We start from the raw sequence: 17,758 nt of genomic DNA on the forward strand, positions 1-17,758 counted from the left end.
GCTCTTTTCCCTTCCCGGCGAAGGCCGGGGTCCAGTTCCGTGGCGTCGTTTGCCGAGGCGCAACGTTCAGGCTCGTCGACCTTCCCGACTGGGCCCCGGCCTTCGCCGGGGAGCGACCAAGCAAGCGACCGCGCACCTACCGACTCCGCTTTGTTTTGATCACACTGCTCGAGCTACGTTGGATCGGCACCGAAATACGCGGATCCTCGATATTGCCCGGGATCGGCGCACTCGGGATCGGGGGCGTGGCACCGAGATAGTCACGGACGAGCTGATCGATCGAGGGTTCCTCGTTCGGCGTCGCCAAACCCTGTTGCAGCCGCAGATAGCCATAGCGCTGCTCGGTCAGCTTGCGGCTGTCCTCGGCGCTGCGCAGGATCGTCGGGCGGATGAAGATCATCAGGTTCGTCTTGGTCCGCGACTTCGCCTTCGATCTGAACAGATTGCCGAGGCCCGGAATATCACCGAGCAACGGAATTTTCTCGATCGTGCGACGCTCATTGTCGTCGAGCAGGCCGCTGATCACCGCAATGTCGCCGTCATCGACGGTGCGAACGGTTTCGACCTCGCGCTTGTTGAGGATCAAATCGCTATTGTCGCTCGACACCGGCCCCGCGATCGAGCTGACTTCGAGCCGCAGATTGAGCTTCACGGTGCCGCTCGAATTGACTTGGGGGCGCACCGTCAGCTCGATGCCGACATTCTCGCGCTGCGTCGTGCGGAACGCGTTATCGAAATTGGTCGACAGCGCCTGGCCCGTGGTGATCGGGATTTCCTGCCCGACCAGGCTGTGCGCTTCCTGATTGTCGAGCATGACAAGATGCGGAACCTGGAGCAGGTTGGAGGTCGTGTCGCTCTTGACCGCATTGATGATCGACCCGAACACCGTGTCGCCGATCTTGCCCGCCCAGCCGCCGAAACCGCCGCTCGCGCCAAGGATCGATTGCAGCGCCGATTGCTGCAGCGAATCGCTGGCGGAGCTGTTCGAACTGGTCGTAACCGTGCTGCCGTTGATGACGGTGGTCTGCGTGTTGAGCTGCCGCGCACCGATCGCGCCCGCAATCGTCAACAGGCTCGGCGCGGTGTTCTGGAAACTGGAGGCGGCGAAGACACCGCCCTTGATATTGGCGATCGCGAATTGCGCGCCAAGCTGGCTGGCGGTCTGGTCCGACACTTCGGCGACGATCGCCTCGACCAGGACTTGTTCGCGGCGCGTATCAAGCTGCCGCACGACATCGGCGAGTTGTCGCTGCACCTCGGCGGGGGCTGCGATGACGATGGCGTTGGCGCCGACGAAGCGCGTGACGACCGAGGCCGAGCGCCCGCCCGCGCTGATCGCGGCCTGGCCCTGCTGGCCACCGCCACCCCCGACATCCTGCTGGACGGCGGGGGTATTGGCGGGCCGCGACGTCGGCTGGAAGCCGCTGCCGCCGCCTTGCTGGCCGCTGTTGCCACCGAAATTCGAGGCGGAAAGCTGCTGGTTGGTGATCGGCGACGGGGTTTGCCCGACGAGTTGCTGCAGCACGGGCAGGAGCTGCTCGGCATCGGCGTTTTCGAGGAAGATGACCTTGATCTCGGTGCCGTTCTTTGCCCGCCGGTCGAGATCCTCGGCAACGGCGGCAAGCCGCGCGACTGAATTGGCATCGCCGCGGATCGCGACCGAATTGGAGCTGGCGACCGCGACGACGCTGACCCCAGTCGAGGGACCGGCTCCGCCTGCCCCGCCGCCGCCACTTTGCCCCGAAAGCGCCTGTAGCGCGGTGGCGATTTCGCGCGCGCCGGCGTTCTTCAGCGCGACGACGCGTGTGGCGGAGGTATCGGCATCGATCCGGCGAAGCACTTCGCGCACGCGACGGATATTGTCGGCGAAATCGACGATGACCAGGCTGTTGCCGCCGCGATTGGCCGTGACCGACCCTTGCGCCGAAACCAGCCCGCGCACCGTATCGACTGCGGTCGATGCCTCGATCGCGCGCAGCCGCACGACTTCGGTCACAAAGCTGTTGCCCGCCACCCCGCGCGATCCGACGCGGCTCGGCTGCGACGCGGCATTGTCGGTCGGCTGGATACGAAACGCGCCATTGCCGGTCGGCACCGCGATCAACCCGTTCGAGCGCAGCGTGGACAGGAAAATCTCGAAATATTCGGATTTCGACACCGGATGATCGGTGACGACGGTCACCTTGCCGGTCACCCGCGCATCGATGATGAAGGTGCGCCCGGTCACGCGCGCGGCATCGGCGATGAAGGCGCGGATATCGGCATCGCGCACGTTCATCGACGTCTGCGCAAGCGCGGTACCTGCCAGCGTGAAGGCCATGATGGGGCCGAGGATCAGTTTCTTCATGGCCCCGCAATCGTGATGGCAAGTGGGAGTGTGGCGCCGCCGCGCTCAACCGTGATCGAGAGCGTGCCGCCTTTGGCATATTGTGCGCCGATACGCTCGATATCGGCCTGACCGCTGACCGGGCGCCCGCCGATCTGCGTCACGACGTCGCCGTCGCGCAGACCCGCCGCGCGGAAGGCCGCGCCGCCGCCTTGCGAGCGGACCGTCATGCCGTTGACGCGACCTTGGTCGATCCGCGGGATGAAGCCGATATCGGATTTGATCTGGCCAAAGCTGACGCCGTTGGCACCATTGCCGCCCGGCGCTGGCGGGCCGACTGGCGGTGCCGCGCCATTGCCGCCGATCAGCGGGGGTCCATTGGGCACCGGCGCCGCTGCGGGTGCCTGATCCGGCTGGACCAGAAACAGATCTTCCGAAGCGCCGCCGCGGTCGATCGTGACATGATCGAACGCGACCGCCTTCAACCGTACGCCGGGCATGATCTCCTGCCCCACGCCAATGCTTTGCTGCACGCCGTCCGGCCCCGCGATGATCGCCGATCCACCACCCTGCGCTTCGTCGAGACGCGTGCCGAACAGCGTGAGTTGCAGCGTGGTGACAACGCTCGGCCCGGCGGCATCACCGCCACTGATCAGGAAGAAAGGATCGAACCCGCGCAAGATCGCTTGCGGCGCGGCGGCGATGTTGCCTTGTTCAGGCCGCCACACGCCGACCGGCCCGACCGGCGTCAGCACCGCCCACACCAGGCGCGCGCATTGCACCGCGAGCAGCGCGATCAGCAGCAGCTCGACGCCGGTATAGACTTTCGTGACGGGTACGCGTCGCAAAAAGGCTCGCGCCCGCGCATCCAAAACCAACCGCATGCGGCACCAATCCCCGATCGCGACCCTGCTAGGCGGCGAGTGTTACAGTCCGGCGTCATTCGTGTGAAGCCATGCGTCATATCACCGCCGCCCGCGCAAGCGACTGGAATAAGCGCAATCACTTTGGCAGAGAGGCGGTCATGATGCACCCCCTCAATCTCGGCTCGGGTCACCCCTCTGAGGCGGTGGTCGATCACATCCTGGCGCAATCCGGGGTCCAGCGCGTGCCGAGTCCCAAGCTGACGCTCTTCATCCGCCGGCATTTCCTCGATGCGGAAACGTGCGCGGCGATCTGTGCCGCGGTCGATGCGACCCGGCGACCATCGACCGTCGCGGATTTTAACGGCGATCCGACCTATCGTACCAGCGAGACCGGCGATCTCCCGCCCGACGACCCGCTCACGATCACGCTCAACGAAAAGATCACGGCGTTCACCGGGCTCGATCCGCTGCATGGCGAGCCGATACAAGGGCAGCGCTATGCCGTCGGCCAGGAATTCAAGCAGCATACCGACTATTTCGAACCGAACGGACCGGATTTCGACAAATTCTGTAGCGTCGCCGGCAACCGGACATGGACCGTGATGATCTATCTCAACACGCCCGAGGCCGGTGGTGCGACGCGCTTCAAGACGATCGACAAGATCGTCCAGCCCGAGCTTGGCAAGCTGCTCGCGTGGAACAATCGCCGCCCCGACGGCACGCTCAATCCCGCCACGATGCACCACGGCATGAAGGTGCGCGCGGGGACCAAGTATGTTGTAACCAAATGGTTTCGCGAACGGCCGTGGGGGTGGGCTTCCTGACCGCGGTGCGTGCGGGTCACGACTTATATTTGTCACGTAAGTGATACGCTTCTGTCACGAAAATACACTGAGCGCGTCACATCCCTTTCCTAGAGCGACCCTCGATGAGGATGCGAGGGGGCGAGCCGACTCGCGACTGCATCGTCTGATCAAAGCCGCCAACCAGGCGGCTCAGCGAGCTGGAGACAGGGAACATGACCAATTCGAATCTGCGTCGCATGTTGATTGCGACCGTATCGATCGCCGCGCTCGGTGGCTGCGGTGCAAATGACATCGCCTCGCCCGGCACCGGCGGCAACATCAGCATCATCAACAACCCGGCGCCGACCCCGGCCCCCTCACCCACGCCGACCCCGACGGTCAGCCTCGTTACGCCGGCCACCGGCTGCCCGACGATCGCCGACGCCCAGGGTCTCAACGACCGCGGCACGATCACTGGCCCGACCGGCACGTATCGCGTCTGCGCGCTGCCGTCGCGCATCGTCTCCAGCATCAACCTGACGCGCATCCCGGGCCTGCTCTACTTCATCCCCGGCCGTGTCGATGTCGGCTATGACAATGGCCCGACGCCGCTCAGCGCGTCGAACACCCGCGTCGTGACCCAGCCTGACGGCACCAACCGCACGCTGACCGCCGATTCGAATGTCACGCTGACGATCCAGCCGGGCGTGGTGCTTTATGCCGCGTCGGGTGCGTCGTGGGTCAACATCAACCGCGGCAACCGCATCAACGCCGTCGGCACCGCAACCGCACCGATTGTCTTCACCAGCCGCGACAACGTGCTCGGCCTGAACACCGACAGCTCGTCGGGCCAGTGGGGTGGCGTCGTGCTTTCGGGCCGTGCGCAGATCACCGATTGCGCCGTTCCGGGGTCGCCCGCGCTCGCCAATGGCAGCTCGCCCAACGCCGGTACCGTCGCTTGCGAACGCCAGACCGAAGGCGCAGTCGATCCCGCACTCTACGGCGGCACCAACAACCTCGATAACAGCGGTCGCATGAGCTATGTGCAGATCCGCTACTCGGGCTTCGTCCTCTCGGCCGCGACCGAATTGCAGTCGCTCACCACGCAGGGCGTCGGCGAGGGTACGGTCCTCAACAACATCCAGTCGTTCAACAGCTCGGATGACGGTGCCGAATTCTTCGGCGGCCATGTCGCGATGAAATACTACGTTTCGATCGGCGCCGAGGACGACAATCTCGACACCGACGTCGGCACGAAGGCGAACTTCCAGTACGTCATCGTGGCACAGCGTGCAGGCAGCCTCGCGCAGGGTGCCGACGCGATGATCGAGGCCGACACCGACAACAATTCGGTGCTCGACAATCCCCGCCAGAACACCACGGTCTCGAATGCGACCTTCATCGACCGCACCGGCCCGGGCAATGCCGATCAGGCGGCGATCCTGCTGCGCGGCGCGACCGACTACACGCTGGTCAATTCGGTCATGACGACCAACCCGGCGCATTCGTGCCTGCGTATCAGCGACTCGCGTACCGCTGCTGCAACGGTTGACGCAGCATCCGACGAGAACGGCGCACCCGTGTTCCGCTCGGTCGTCATGCAGTGCCTGGCGTCGCGTCCGTTCATCGGTTCGCCGCTCAGCGGCCAGACGCTGACCGACGCTGACGTCGCCGCCTTGTTCAATGGCGGTGCCAACAACAATGCGACGACCTATACCCCGACGCTGACGAACCTGTTCATCAACGGCGCGAACGAAACTGCGGTTACCCCGTTCGACCAGACCACGCTTAACGGTCGTGTGTTCAACGGCATCACGATCACCCCGGCCGGCTTCTTCGAGAAGACGACCTACATCGGTGCGGTCAAGGATGCGGCGGACACGTGGTACCAGGGCTGGACCTGCAACAGCACGACCGCAGCGCTCGGCACCAGCCTGACGGGCAACTGCACCACGCTGCCGACGATCTGATAACGGCTGCGTGATATGGGGCGGAGGGTCGCACGTGCGGCGCTCCGCCCCTTTTCGGAATATAAGAGGGGGTTGACCATGTCGAAGCCAGTGAGCTTTGCGAGCCTGTTGCTGTTTTCATCCGCGCTGATCGCGCCGTCGGTTGCGCGGGCGCAGGCGTCGCCGAGCGCGCCGACTTCGGCCACGCCAGCCCCTTCCTCACCCGCCGACACGGTCGACCAGACCTCCGCCCCAGGCGTTCCATCGGCAACGCCCGAGCAGACACCCGAGCCGCCCGCACCAGAGATTTCGGTCCCCGGCGGCAATACCGACATCGTCGTCGTCGGATCGCGCAACCGCAACGTCGCACGCAGCGCGCCGCAAGTTGTCTCGGTCCTGTCGAGCGCCGATATCGCCCGCACCGGCGAAGGCGACATAGCCGGGTCGCTATCCCGCGTGACGGGGCTCAGCGTGGTCGGCAACGGCTTCGTCTATGTCCGCGGCCTGGGCGATCGCTATTCGCTGGCCTTGCTCAACGGCTCGCCCCTGCCCAGCCCCGAGCCACTCAAGCGCGTCGTGCCGCTCGACATCTTTCCGACCAGCGTGATCGCGTCGTCGCTCGTCCAGAAGACGTATTCGGTCAATTTCCCGGGTGAATTCGGCGGTGGCGTCATCAATTTGACGACCAAATCGGCCCCCAAGCAAGCATTCCTGACGATCGGCGCCGGGATCGGGCTCGACACCGTCACCACCGGCCAGCTCGGCTACACCTATTTCGGCAGCGCGAGCGACTGGACCGGGTTCGACAATGGCCAGCGTAACACCGCACCGTTGCTCGCCGCATTCCTGAAGAGCGGCGCGCAGATCGCCGATCTGTCCAACGCCGCCAATACTGCGATTGCCGCGCAACTGATCACCGGGCGCAACGCCGTCATTCAACGCAACAAGGCGTTGCCGCCAAATTGGAGCGGAAATATCACTGGCGGCAAATCGTTCGATCTGGGCGGCGCGACCCTCGGGGTGATCGCGACCGCGGGCTATAGCAACAAATGGCGCACCCGCGACACGTTGCAGCAGACCGCCAATGCCACCGATCTTTCACAGCTCGACCGCAATTTCGAACGCGTCATCACCGACGACCGGGTGGTTGTGAACGGCATGCTCGGGCTCAGCCTCGAATTCGGACAGAACAAGATCCGCGAAACGACACTGTATATCCGCGACACGCTCAAGCAGACGCGTCTTGGCGTCGGCACGACGGTCCGGAACTTCGGGTCCAATATCATCGTGCAGGAGCAGGATACCGCCTGGTTCGAACGCCAGTTGATCGACACGCAGTTGGTTGGCGAATTCAAGCTCAACCCCGATCTTTCGCTCGACGTGCGTGGCAGTTACGCCAACACGCAACGTGAATCGCCCAACGAGATCGGCGTCACCTATGCGCGGGACGCCAACTTCGCCTGTGACAACACCAGTCTTAACGGCTGCTACGCCAACTCGCTCGGCGTCGGCGCGCGCCCGAATGGCGCGACGATCGGCTTTTCGAACCTGAACGAAGACCTGTTCGCGGGCGGGATCGATCTCGGGTACAAGATCATCCCCGAGATCACTGCGACGATCGGCTATGCCTATACCGACACGAAACGCCGCACCGAAGTGCGGGAATTTGCCTTCCGCCAGAACGGCCAGCTGCCACAAGCGGTGACGTTGCTGCGGCCCGATCTGCTGCTCGGCTCGGCGGTCGTGACGGCGTTCCCGGGCAAGGACTTCTTCGTGCGGCTCGAGGACAATCTCGGCGGCAACCCGACGTTCGACGCGAAGTTGCGGATCCACGGTGCCTACGGCCAGGTGCAGGCGCAGATTTCGCCGAAGCTCAGCGCCACGCTCGGCGTGCGGTACGAAACGGCGAAGCAAACCGTCGCTCCCGTGACGGTCTATACCACGGCCACGATCCTGCCACCGGCGACCAATCTGAACCGCAATTACTGGCTGCCCGCTGCAACGGTCACCTATCAGCTCGCGCCCGACATGCAGATCCGCGTCAGCGGATCGAAGACGATCGCGCGGCCGCAGTTCCGCGAGCTCGTGTTCCAGACGTATTTCGACCCCGAGCAGAACACCGCGGTGCAAGGCAACCCGCTGCTGGTCGACAGCCAATTGTACAATGCCGAAGCGCGCTACGAATGGTATTTTGCGCGCGAGCAGCGGATTTCGCTCTCGGGATTCTACAAGCGGATCGACAAGCCGATCGAGGTCTATGCCGACGATAACGGCAATACGCTGACCAACCGTTTCGCCAATGCGCCCAAGGCCGATCTGTACGGCGTGGAACTCGAGACGCAGAAGTACTTTACGATGAACTGGCTGTCAGACGGTGATTTCTTTACCAAGCGGCGCTTGCTCGCGATCGCCAATTACACCTTCACCAAGTCGAAAATTCTGGTCGGGCCGAACGATCCGATCAACGCCTATCCGCTGTCACTGACCAACGCCAACCAGCTGTTCCGCAATGGCACCCCACTCACCGGTCAGTCGGATCATCTGGTCAATTTGCAGGTCGGGTTGGAGGAGAAGGACCACCTTTCGCAGCAGACGTTCCTGCTGTCCTATGCCAGCAAGCGCGTGACGCGGCGTGGGCCGTCCGGCCAGCCGGATATCTTTGAAGAGCCCGGCATCCACCTCGACTTCGTCGCGCGCCAGGGCGTGAAGATTGCCGGGGTAAATACCGAGATGAAGTTCGAAGTGCGCAACATCACCGGCACGAAATATCAGGAATATCAGCAAAGCGGCAAAAACCGCGTCTATTACAACCGCAACAACGCCGGCACGATCTTCAACTTCGGGCTGAGCGTGAATTTCTGATCGCCCCACGCACCGTGGTCCCGCCCCCCGGCGGGACGACGGTCGTCGAAAACGAAAAGGCCCGCCACTCCAGTCCGGAGCGGTGGGCCTTTTCGATGATGGTGGGCGCGGCAGGGATTGAACCTGCGACCCCACCCGTGTGAAGGGTGTGCTCTACCACTGAGCTACGCGCCCGCTGCCCTGCCCGCGGCAGACGCGGGTTGGGCGAAACGGATCGGGGCAGCGTGTGCCGCCCCGTTGAGCAAGGCCTTAATGCGCCGCCCCCGCGCTTGTCCAGCCCAACAATCTCTGCCTGGCCGCCGCTATCGCCGTTGCAGCCGCCCAAGCGTTTCATCGAGCGCCGACAGGAAGCGCGAACGGTCGGTCTTGGCGAAGGGCGCCGGCCCGCCGATCGCATCACCGCCCGCGCGCAGATCGGCCATGATCGCGCGCACCGCGATCGCATTGCCGATCGACGCGGTGGTGAACGGCTTGCCATTGGGGGCAAGCACCGCGGCCCCGGCTTTGAGGCAACGGTCCGCGAGCAGAATATCGCCGGTCACCACCACGCTCGCCGCATCGGCGCGCTCGGCAATCCAGTCATCGGCTTCGTCGAACCCGGCCCCGACCACGATTCGCGACAGCAGCGGGTGGATCGGGATGCGGATCGGGCTGTTGCTGACGATCGTGACGGCGATTTCGCGGCGGAGCGCGACCTTGTAGATCTCATCCTTCACGGGGCAGGCGTCGGCATCGACGTAAATGTGGAGCGGCATCGCGCGACGCTAGAGCAAAAGCGCCGCGCGGGCGAGCGGCGGCGGGGCTGTTCTTCGCGAGGCTGCTGCGCCAAGGTCGGCACACAGGATCAGGATGAACGGGACGCACCATGCCGCTTTACGAAATCGACGGAAAACGCCCGACGCTCGGCGCGAACGCGTGGGTGGCACCCAGCGCCGATCTGATCGGTGACGTGCAATTGGGCGATGACGTCGGCATCTGGTTCGGCGCGGTGATCCGGGGCGACAACACTCCGATGATCGTGGGCGAACGCAGCAACATTCAGGAAGGCGCGATGTGCCATTCGGATCATGGCGCGCCGCTGACGATCGGGAGCGACTGCACGATCGGCCATCACGCGATCCTGCACGGCTGCACGATCGGCGATCGCGTGCTGATCGGGATGGGCGCGATCGTGCTCAATCGCGCGGAGATCGGCGACGGCTGCATCGTCGGCGCTGGCGCGCTGGTGACCGAGGGTAAGGTGTTCCCGCCGAACAGCCTGATCGTCGGATCGCCCGCGCGCGCCGTTCGCACGCTCGATGACAGCACCAACGCGATGCTGCAGGCGTCGGCCGACCATTATGTCGCCAACGCCCGCAACTATGCCGTCGGGCTCAAACGGGTCGATTAGGACCCGCCGAGCGCCCATTTCGCGATGTCGGCGCGGATGCGCGCGTTGACCATCCGCCGCGCCGCCATCGATGCCACCGTCGCCTTCGCGCCGCCACGCGCCGCAACCGGCAAGTTCGCCGTAGCGAACGCGGTGATCTTGGCGGGCATCTTGGGATCGTCGGACCCGGCCCCCAGGCTGGCGACGAAACCAGCGCGATTACTCGTTTCAATCAGCGTGTTGACCAAGGCCATGTGGGCGATGGCGAAATCGAAGGCGAGATCGGGATGCCCACCCGCGATTGCGCGCAGCAGGCTCGCTTTTTGCGGGTTGGTGAAACGATCGCTTTCGAGCAAGCCGAGCGCGCGCTTGGCCAGCGCATCGTCATCCGCCGCGCCGAGCAAGCGGATATAGCCGTTTTTCACCACCGGGTTTTTCTCGGCATTGGCAAGCGCGAGCAGCGCGTCCCATTCGCCGGGCGTTGCGTTGCTGGCATAGGTGCCGAGGATCGGCGCGCGGATCGCCGCCGGGATCGCCTGCGGATCGCTCTTCAGCGCCGCGACATAGGCGCGCGCCTTGGCCGCGACATCGGCGTCGCCGACATCGCCTAGAACCGAGATCAACGTTTCTCGCAGGGTCGAGATGAGCGGCGTTTCGTCCTTGCTCGCGGCAAAGCCGACGCGCTGCATCACTGGCGCGAGCGTCGCGGCAACACGGGTCCGCATAGCATCGTGCGCACGGCCCTTTGGCGCGCGGCGGCTGAGATCGGCCAACTGCGCCGCAATCGTCTGCCACAGTAGCGGGTTCGCGTCGGTGCCAACGGCGGCGACATCGGCGAAATAGCGGTCGAGCTTCTGATTGCCGCCCTTCGCCAGCGCGAAGTCGTCGCCGAGCGTGCCGAGCTGATCGGTCAGCGCGAGCGTGTTGAAATCGCGGACGATCGCAGCGTGGCCCGCGGAATTATAGGCGACGCGGACATAGCTTTGCTTGTCGCGGTTGAGCACGAGCGTCCCACAGCCCGGCACCGTCACCGGGGTTGCGGCGGCACCGCGCACCGTAACGCTGGTGGCCGGCTTGCCGACCATGCCGAGCGTCAGCGGTACACGCCAGGTTTGCGCGGCTTGCGCGGTCGCGTCATAGCCGAAGCGGGTCTGGCTAAGCATGACACGGGTGTTTCCGCCCAAGCAGCGCGCGCTCGTCATCGTCACGAGCGGCACGCCCGGCTGCAGCGTGAAATCATGCGCCACCGCTGCGACCGGCTTGCCCGCCGCCGCCGACAATTCGGCCCAAAGCTGATCGGTCGCGGTGTTCGAATATTTGTACTTCGCCATGTAACGACGGATGCCATCGCGGAACGTATCCGGGCCGAGCGTCGATTCCATCATGCCGATGACGGCCTGGCCCTTCAGATAGGTGATCCCGTCGAACGCTTCGCCGATCTGGTCGACAGTCTCGATCTTGCGGATGATCGGGTGCGTCGCGGCGGTCGAATCGGCCTGTAGCGCGCCTTCGCGGTCCTGCGCCACGGCAGTCGCGGCGGCATACCATTCGGGGTTGAGATCGACGCTGCTCTTATTCTCCATCCACGAGGCGAAGCCTTCGTTCAGCCAGAGATCGTCCCACCACCGCATCGTGACGAGATCGCCAAACCATTGGTGCGCCATTTCATGTGCGACGACGGTGTAGATGCGCTGCTTGCCGCTCTGCGTGGCGCGCTTCTGATCATACAGCAATTCGGGCTCGAAATAGAAGATCGCGCCCCAATTCTCCATCGCTCCGAAGAATTGCGACGAGCCCGGCCCCGCGATCATGTCGAGCTTGGGCAGCGGGTATGGCTGACCGAAATAGTCGTTGTAATAGGTCAGCAGGCGCTTGGCCTGGGCGAGCGCATAATCGCCCTGATCGACCACGCCGCGCCGCGTGATGACGCCGATCTCGGTCTTGCCCGCCATCACCGTCTTGCGCTCGACATCGCCCATGCCGAGGAACAGCAGATAGCTCGACATTTTCGGCGTCTCGGCAAAGCGATACAGCTTGGTGCCGTCGCCTTGCTTGGTCACGCTGACGGTCGGCATGTTCGAGAAGGCCATCTGCTCGCCCGGCGCGACCGTGCTCACCCTGAAGGTCGCCTTATAGGCCGGCTCATCCCACATCGGCGCGAAGCGGCGCGCATCGGGTGCCTCGAACTGCGTCGCCAGCATCCGCGCCGCTGAACCGTCCTGATTGGTGTAATCAATCGCGAAAAACCCTGCGGCCGAGGTGTTGATCGTGCCGGTCCAGGCGAAGTGTAGCGTGTGCTGCCCAGCGGATACCAGCATCGGCGCGGTTAGCGTCAGTTGCTGCTTGGTCGCATCGAGCGTGAACGGAATGGCTTGCCCGTCGAGGGTGGCGGCCGCGATCTTCAGATCGGCAGCGTTGAGCACGATCGTCCTGGTCGCGCGCTCGACAGTGATCGTGATGTCTTCCTCGCCCGAGAAGGTCATCGCCTTCGCATCGGGCCGCACCGTTATGTCGTACGAGACCGGCGCCACGCCCGCGGGCAATTGCCCCGCAGCAAAGGCCGGAGTCGCGGTTCCGAGGAGAAGGGCGGCGGCGAGAGGAAGCTTCACTTGGTTACTCCGGTAACGATCAAGCCTTTTCCTTAGCGCTTCCGCCGGGCTTGGCAAACGCGTGGGGCAAACGCGTGGGGCAAACGCGTGAGGCAAACGCGTGGGCCAAACGCGGGGGGCAAACGCGGGGTGGCTGGACAGTCCTTTCGGTTGCGCTATGAAACCCACATGAGCATCCCCCCCCTGTTCGATCGCCTGCGGCTCCCAATCATCGGCTCGCCGCTGTTCATCATCTCCGGACCCGAGCTGGTCATCGCCCAGTGCAAGGCAGGGATCGTCGGGTCCTTCCCCGCGCTGAACGCGCGGCCCCAGGCGATGCTCGACGAATGGCTGCACCGCATCACCGAAGAATTGGCCGCGCACAATCGCGACAACCCCGATCGCCCGGCCGCCCCGTTTGCGGTCAACCAGATCGTGCATCGCTCGAACGAGCGGCTCGAGGCGGATCTGGCGACCTGCGCCAAGTGGCAAGTGCCGATCGTCATCACCTCGCTTGGCGCGCGCGAGGATCTGAACACCGCGGTGCACAGTTGGGGCGGCATCACGCTCCACGACGTCATCGACGACCGTTTCGCGCGTAAGGCGATCGAAAAGGGCGCCGACGGCCTGATCGCGGTCGCGGCGGGTGCCGGTGGCCATGCCGGGCGCTTGTCGCCCTTCGCGATCATCCAGGAAATCCGCCAGTGGTTCGATGGCCCACTGGCGCTGTCAGGGTCGATCGCGACCGGTGACGCCGTGCTCGCCGCGCAAGCGATGGGCGCGGACTTCGGCTATATCGGATCGCCTTTCATCGCCGCGACCGAGGCCAACGCCGAGGGAGCGTACAAGCAGGGCATCGTCGAGGGCAAGGCCGCCGACATCGTGTATTCGAATCTGTTCACCGGCGTACACGGCAATTACCTGCGCGGATCGATCGTCGCGGCGGGGATGGACCCCGACAATCTGCCCGAGGGTGATCTCTCGACGATGGATTTCGGCAGCGCCAACAATAGTGGTGGCAGTGCCAAGCCCAAGGCGTGGAAGGAAATCTGGGGATCGGGCCAAGGCATCGGCGTGATCGACCGGGTCGAGCCTGTCGCCGACATGGTCGATCGGCTGGAGCGGCAATATCTGGCGGCGCGGGCGCGGCTTAAGCTGTGATCACGCGCGTTGGGCGCGCTGGGCCCTAGATCGCGCGGTGTTGGCGCGTAGGCCTTAAAAGGCGAGCGCAAGACGCGCGTGCAGCGACCGCACCGGGCTGGGGAACGCTTCGGCCTCCGCATCGGCAGTCTGCGCTTCGTCCAGACGCGCGACGCGCCGATGAAGATCGCTGCTCGCTTCGATAAGCTGGCGCGCGACTTTGGGCATCGACGCGAGCGCAGCAACCTCGGTAACCGGTGCAGACCCGAGCCGGCGGGATGGATCGAGCGCCTCGCGCGGAGCCATCTCGCCGGCATCGACCGCGCGTTGCGTCAGCAGCCAGGCGATCACGTGCATCAGTCGCGTCGTCACCTTCAGCGATTCGCAGCTGAACGCGACTCGTGCCATCGGATCGAGCGCCTCGCGATCGTTCCGCCCCCCCTCGTCGAAATAACTGCGGGCCTCATCGGCCAGCACCATCGCGTCGATATAGAGCGTATCGATTACGCGGCGTTGCATCCGTAAATCGTAGCCATGACCCCTCATGATGCTTTACGTCTCACAAACCGGGCCGAAACGGTATAGTGTCATCGTCCGAGCTCCGTAAAACTGTCCCAATCCGGTGCACTTCGTGGCTCGGTTTACGCGATGATGTCCGGGATCAACTGATCTTCGAAAAGCGCGATCTCATCGCGCAGGCGCAACTTGCGTTTCTTGAACCGGGCGAGTTGGAGTTGGTCGGCCGATCCGGAGTCGATCAGCGCCGCAATCGCCGAATCGAGATCGCGATGTTCCAACCGCAACATCTCCAGGCGCTTTGCGATCAGGCTGTCGTCCATAAGATCCCCATGCGATGCGGCGCCCTTAGCAAATCACGCGCGTGTGAACCGCATAAAATCGATCCGTCGCACGATTGCGCTAGCATGTCGCGTGTCGGCGAATCGGAAGGAGACAATTAACCCGAAGCATGTTTTATTCACTCCCCAAGCAGTACATGAAGGAGGTACGCATTCCATGCAGACCGCGCATCAATCGGCCCTGACGGCCAAGCATGCAGTCCTCGATCGTCAGATCGCAGCAGAAATACAGCGCCCGTTGCCCGACGCCGTAACGCTCGCCGAACTGAAGAAGCAAAAACTTCGAATCAAACAGGAAATGATGCAGATTTAACGCTGTATCAGGTCCGGGCGCATCGCGCCCGGGCCGCACGCATCAGCGCTGGGTACGCGTGAAGATCGGTTTCACGAAAGTTGGCGTATGCGCGCCCTGCCCGACCGGCTTACGCGCCAGCATCGGATCAATTTGGCGGTCGAACGCCACACCGATTCGGCCGGCAGCCGACCAGGCAACGTGACCAGGGACCCAGCCGATCCCGCGCACGTCAAACTCGACGCGCAACCCTTGTGTCAGGCCGTCCGGAAATTCCGCCATCAATCCGCCCTGCGACAGGTTGCGGACACGCACTGCTCGAACGTCCTTTTCGCCATGAACGCGGAAATCCGCCATCAGGAACAAGCTGTCACGCGAGTCCTGACGGTTGTGGACCCCGTCGTCGTTCACGGGGCTGAAGGGATCTTGCGAATACTGGTCCATCGCGTGAATTTTACCGATCTCCGTTTGGGATCGGCATAGCCCGCAATCGTGTCGAAGTGCTTAAGACCAGCCCCGCAGCTCAATCCTCGCGCGAAATTTTCTCGTGCCGCTCGTGACGCTCCTGCGCCTCGACCGTCATCGTCGCGATCGGACGCGCCTCAAGCCGCGCAAGCGAGATCGGCTCACCAGTCACTTCGCAATAGCCATATTCGCCATCGTCGATGCGGCGGATCGCCGCCTCGATTTTGGAGATTAGCTTCCGCTGCCGGTCGCGCGTCCGCAATTCGATCGACCAGTCGGTCTCGCTCGACGCCCGATCGGTCAGATCGGCTTCGCGTAGCGTATCGACTTGCAGCTGCGACAGCGTGCCTGCCGCCTCGCGCAGGATCGCTTCTTTCCAAGCTTGCAGCTTGGCGCGGAAATAGGCCTGCTGCCGCGGGTTCATAAACTCTTCGTCCGCGCTTGGCCGATAGCCATCGTCGCCCACCGGCGGCACCGCAAACTTCTCGGATTCTTCCAATCGATTCAAGACCGTCGCCATCCCACTATCTCCCTTCGGTCGCTCAACGCTTTGCGCGCCTCTGAACCGCCCCCGGGGCCAACTCCCTGACAGGCGGGCCTATAGCCATGCGACGGGCGCTCCACAAGCAATCCCGATCGGAGTTTGCATAGGACGTGGCTGACCGGCGGATTTGCCCTCCAATCGGCCGACCTGAGTCGGGTCGAGTCGCAGCATGATGAACAGATGTGCACGTTGCGATTGTCCGCACGGTTAACGCACGAGCTGTATCATCATGAAACGTTAACCACGATGATCGCGCCAATAGCCGGGTGAATTGCTCCAAGTAACGCCAAAGTTTGGTTAACGTCCTTGCACTTAATGATTTGTTCGGCACTTTACCGGATAGCGGCTGAAAGGCCGATGCAAACGGGGCGTTGCCTAAAGCGGCAACGGTAACGAGAGAGTGAGCTTATGTCGGTACGGATGGCTTTAGCCAAACTTTGTGCCTGTGCCTGCGGCGGTGCTGTCATCGGCGGCGGTGCCGTGCATGTCGCAGACACTGCGAAGGCGCGCAGTGTCTACACGCACAAGGCGACCAAGCGAATCGTCCGACGGACCACGGCTGCCTCGGCCGGCGCTCGCTACAGCCGCACCGGCACCCGCGTCCGCCGAGTCGTGAAGACCACCCGCACCGCAGCGCAACCGCAAGTCGTGCTGGTGACGACGCAGGGTGCGCCAATTCCGCTTCCTCCCGCCTTCGTCCCGTCGGGCGGCTATTCGGGCGGCGGCGGTGGCGCGGCGGCGGCGGTCGGCGGTGGCGGCTTTGGCGGCGGCGGCGGCTTCTTCGCGGGCGGCTTCTTTGGCGGCGGCGGCGGCTCGGGCGGCGGCAGCATCGTGATATCCTCCACCTCGACCGGGTCGTCGAGCGGCTCGGGTTCGAGCGCAAGTTCTGGGTCGAGCGGCACTGTGATCAACATTTCCTCGGGCGGATCGAGCAGTTCGACCTCGACCGGCGGCTCTTCGACCGGCGGTTCCTCGACCTCGACCGGCGGCTCTTCGACCGGCGGTTCCTCGACCTCGACCGGCGGCTCTTCGACCTCGAGTTCCACCGGCGGCTCCTCCACGTCGAGCGGCGCGGTCAGCAGCACGTCATCCTCGGGCGGTAGCGGCGGCTCGTCCACGTCGAGCAGCACCGGCGGCGCCGAGGTGTCGAGTACGTCTTCGACCGGTGGCTCCTCCTCGGCATCGGGCGGGAGCAGCGGAAACGTTTCATCCGCGTCCGGGGGCAGCAGCGGTAACGTTTCGTCCGCGTCCGGCGGGAGCAGTGGCAATGTGTCCTCGTCGTCGAGCGGAAACGTCTCTTCCGCGTCGAGCGGCGACGTGTCCTCTTCGTCGGCATCGAGCGGCAACGTTTCGTCAGCCTCGTCGACCAGCTCAAGTTCGAGCGGCAACGTTTCGTCCTCCGCATCCACGTCGTCGAGCGGGAACGTGTCCTCGTCCGGTTCGAGCAGCTATGGCTCCAGCAGTCACGGCTGGGGCTCGACTGGCGGCTGGAATTCGACTGGTGGGCATTGGAGCAGCACTGGCGGCCCTCCGCCCGGATCCAGCGGCGGCCCGCCCGCCCCGGTTCCGGCACCGCCTATGGTATTGCTGTTCGGCGCAGCGGCAGCGGCGCTGGTTGCCCGCAAGCGCTTCGCCAAGCCGACCACGATTACCGCCTAAACCGCGCATTATGGCTTCCAGCCGGCTCCCGCGTCACCGCGCGGGGGCCGTCTTGC

The 17,758-nt window shown here is 64.2% G+C and carries 16 protein-coding genes and 1 tRNA gene; 7 read left to right on the top strand and 10 right to left on the bottom strand.

Translation table 11 applies throughout. The features are described from left to right. Nucleotides 1-136 precede the first annotated feature (136 nt). Together gspD and HMP06_RS05820 are read right to left on the bottom strand one after the other, a co-directional pair. Nucleotides 137-2,347, bottom strand: a complete 2,211-nt coding sequence (gene gspD, locus HMP06_RS05815; protein WP_176496248.1) for a type II secretion system secretin GspD — start codon at nucleotides 2,345-2,347, stop codon at nucleotides 137-139. Then, nucleotides 2,344-3,210 (bottom strand): type II secretion system protein N, encoded by an 867-nt coding sequence (locus tag HMP06_RS05820; RefSeq protein ID WP_176496249.1) that lies wholly within the window; start codon nucleotides 3,208-3,210, stop codon nucleotides 2,344-2,346. The genes gspD and HMP06_RS05820 overlap by 4 nt, the downstream gene beginning before the upstream one ends. Nucleotides 3,211-3,350: 140 nt before the next feature. Here HMP06_RS05820 and HMP06_RS05825 point away from each other — a divergent pair, with 140 nt between their 5' ends. From HMP06_RS05825 to HMP06_RS05835, 3 genes are all read left to right on the top strand, one after another. Next, on the top strand, nucleotides 3,351-4,016 hold the full coding sequence (locus tag HMP06_RS05825; RefSeq protein WP_443026499.1) for a prolyl hydroxylase family protein: 666 nt from the start codon (nucleotides 3,351-3,353) through the stop codon (nucleotides 4,014-4,016). 194 nt (nucleotides 4,017-4,210) lie between these two features. Then, on the top strand, nucleotides 4,211-5,947 hold the full coding sequence (locus tag HMP06_RS05830; protein ID WP_176496250.1) for a hypothetical protein: 1,737 nt from the start codon (nucleotides 4,211-4,213) through the stop codon (nucleotides 5,945-5,947). 78 nt (nucleotides 5,948-6,025) lie between these two features. After that, complete coding sequence (locus HMP06_RS05835; protein WP_176496251.1) at nucleotides 6,026-8,788, top strand: TonB-dependent receptor domain-containing protein; 2,763 nt, start codon at nucleotides 6,026-6,028, stop codon at nucleotides 8,786-8,788. 99 nt (nucleotides 8,789-8,887) lie between these two features. Here HMP06_RS05835 and HMP06_RS05840 read toward each other — a convergent pair. Both HMP06_RS05840 and HMP06_RS05845 read right to left on the bottom strand, forming a co-directional pair. Beyond that, nucleotides 8,888-8,962 (bottom strand) — tRNA-Val (locus HMP06_RS05840). Between the two features lie 128 nt (nucleotides 8,963-9,090). Then, entirely contained in the window at nucleotides 9,091-9,543 is a 453-nt protein-coding gene (locus HMP06_RS05845) for a YaiI/YqxD family protein (protein ID WP_176496252.1), read from the bottom strand. Between the two features lie 110 nt (nucleotides 9,544-9,653). On the opposite strand from HMP06_RS05845, the gene HMP06_RS05850 reads away from it, so the two are divergent. Beyond that, nucleotides 9,654-10,178, top strand: coding sequence for a gamma carbonic anhydrase family protein (locus tag HMP06_RS05850; protein WP_176496253.1), 525 nt, complete (start codon nucleotides 9,654-9,656; stop codon nucleotides 10,176-10,178). Here HMP06_RS05850 and HMP06_RS05855 read toward each other — a convergent pair. Continuing rightward, nucleotides 10,175-12,766, bottom strand: coding sequence for a M1 family metallopeptidase (locus HMP06_RS05855; RefSeq protein ID WP_176496254.1), 2,592 nt, complete (start codon nucleotides 12,764-12,766; stop codon nucleotides 10,175-10,177). The two genes, HMP06_RS05850 and HMP06_RS05855, sit on opposite strands and share 4 nt — an antisense overlap. 168 nt (nucleotides 12,767-12,934) lie before the next feature. Between HMP06_RS05855 and HMP06_RS05860 the strand changes: the two genes are divergently transcribed. Continuing rightward, nucleotides 12,935-13,906: an NAD(P)H-dependent flavin oxidoreductase gene (locus tag HMP06_RS05860; protein WP_176496255.1), complete on the top strand. Its 972-nt coding sequence runs from the start codon at nucleotides 12,935-12,937 to the stop codon at nucleotides 13,904-13,906. A gap of 54 nt (nucleotides 13,907-13,960) precedes the next feature. Here the strand turns inward: HMP06_RS05860 and HMP06_RS05865 are convergent, their stop codons facing one another. Together HMP06_RS05865 and HMP06_RS05870 are read right to left on the bottom strand one after the other, a co-directional pair. Next, nucleotides 13,961-14,404, bottom strand: coding sequence for a DUF1465 family protein (locus HMP06_RS05865; protein ID WP_176496256.1), 444 nt, complete (start codon nucleotides 14,402-14,404; stop codon nucleotides 13,961-13,963). A 122-nt stretch (nucleotides 14,405-14,526) separates the two neighbouring features. Continuing rightward, nucleotides 14,527-14,724: a YdcH family protein gene (locus tag HMP06_RS05870; RefSeq protein WP_176496257.1), complete on the bottom strand. Its 198-nt coding sequence runs from the start codon at nucleotides 14,722-14,724 to the stop codon at nucleotides 14,527-14,529. Nucleotides 14,725-14,899: 175 nt separating this feature from the next. Here HMP06_RS05870 and HMP06_RS05875 point away from each other — a divergent pair, with 175 nt between their 5' ends. Further along, nucleotides 14,900-15,055, top strand: coding sequence for a YdcH family protein (locus tag HMP06_RS05875; RefSeq protein WP_176496258.1), 156 nt, complete (start codon nucleotides 14,900-14,902; stop codon nucleotides 15,053-15,055). A 42-nt stretch (nucleotides 15,056-15,097) separates the two neighbouring features. Here HMP06_RS05875 and HMP06_RS05880 read toward each other — a convergent pair whose 3' ends face one another. The 3 genes from HMP06_RS05880 to HMP06_RS05890 form a co-directional block, all read right to left on the bottom strand. Continuing rightward, complete coding sequence (locus HMP06_RS05880; RefSeq protein ID WP_176496259.1) at nucleotides 15,098-15,478, bottom strand: PilZ domain-containing protein; 381 nt, start codon at nucleotides 15,476-15,478, stop codon at nucleotides 15,098-15,100. A 79-nt stretch (nucleotides 15,479-15,557) separates the two neighbouring features. Further along, complete coding sequence (gene dksA, locus HMP06_RS05885; protein WP_176496260.1) at nucleotides 15,558-16,019, bottom strand: RNA polymerase-binding protein DksA; 462 nt, start codon at nucleotides 16,017-16,019, stop codon at nucleotides 15,558-15,560. 734 nt (nucleotides 16,020-16,753) lie between these two features. Then, a complete protein-coding gene (locus HMP06_RS05890) occupies nucleotides 16,754-17,431 on the bottom strand; it encodes a hypothetical protein (RefSeq protein ID WP_232089878.1) in 678 nt (225 codons plus the stop codon). A gap of 37 nt (nucleotides 17,432-17,468) precedes the next feature. On the opposite strand from HMP06_RS05890, the gene HMP06_RS05895 reads away from it, so the two are divergent. Further along, on the top strand, nucleotides 17,469-17,702 hold the full coding sequence (locus tag HMP06_RS05895; RefSeq protein WP_176496261.1) for a hypothetical protein: 234 nt from the start codon (nucleotides 17,469-17,471) through the stop codon (nucleotides 17,700-17,702). The last annotated feature ends 56 nt before the right edge of the window (nucleotides 17,703-17,758 follow it).

It is taken from the genome of Sphingomonas sp. HMP6 (genome assembly GCF_013374095.1).
GTDB lineage: Bacteria > Pseudomonadota > Alphaproteobacteria > Sphingomonadales > Sphingomonadaceae > Sphingomonas.